This is a genomic window from Sedimenticola sp., from assembly GCF_050289425.1.
In the GTDB taxonomy this organism is placed as follows: Bacteria; Pseudomonadota; Gammaproteobacteria; order Chromatiales; family Chromatiaceae; genus Sedimenticola.
Genome location: NZ_JBNKFS010000058.1, coordinates 1 through 728, shown reverse-complemented (window position 1 = coordinate 728; position 728 = coordinate 1). Strand labels below are relative to the sequence as shown.

Sequence of the window (728 nt, the reverse complement as noted above, 5' to 3'; positions counted from 1 at the left end):
TGAGGTCGCGCTGACTCTCGGCCGTGAGACTGGCCGGCTTGAGAAAAGAATGCGTTTCGGTGGTACAGCCCGCAAGCAACGCAGCCCCCAGCAGGGACACCACTCGCAGGCCGGTCGCGGGGCATATGCGCGCCATGGCCTTCTCCGAAGTCATGAAAGTCGTGTTATCGGAGGACAAGACGCAAGTTCGGCGCCAGGACGCCAAGCGCTTTAAAACAAAGGGGTTGTAAAAATCAGACGGCCCGCACCGGTGGATATCCACCGGAAGATCGGGGCATTTCCACCAACACGCGGCCAAAGAAAAACGGGTCAGGCATCCGGCCTGACCCGTTTCTGGCAATTCTGGCGCGCCCGGCGCGATTCGAACGCACGACCCCTGCCTTCGGAGGGCAGTACTCTATCCAGCTGAGCTACGGGCGCTTGGGAGGCGGCAAGCATAACCGCTTTTCGACATGTCGTCCACGCGTTGTGCTTTCATGCTGCACCTGCGACCGCTATAATCGACGGGTTTTGAAAATTGCCCGCCTTTGAGGATTCCCCGCATGACCAAGTCCCGCGCTCTGATCGCCCTGTTGGCCGCGTCTGCACTGACGCTCGCCGCCTGTGGCAAAGACAAGTCCATCGACAGTGAAATGTCCGCCAGCCTGACCCAGCCGGTCGCGCAGGTGGTCCTGAAGGTCCAGAAAGAAGAGCCGGGCAAGCGCACCGGCGAAGAGATCGTGGGCAAG

At 60.7% G+C, this 728-nt stretch carries 1 protein-coding gene and 1 tRNA gene; one reads left to right on the top strand and one right to left on the bottom strand.

Going from position 1 to position 728, the window contains the following annotated elements:
* Nucleotides 1-343 precede the first annotated feature (343 nt).
* A tRNA-Arg gene (locus ACQY5R_RS18210) sits at nucleotides 344-420 on the bottom strand.
* Nucleotides 421-542: 122 nt separating this feature from the next.
* Between ACQY5R_RS18210 and ACQY5R_RS18205 the strand changes: the two genes are divergently transcribed.
* Nucleotides 543-728 (top strand): hypothetical protein (locus ACQY5R_RS18205; RefSeq protein WP_428610708.1); only part of this gene is annotated, 186 nt, incomplete at its 3' end.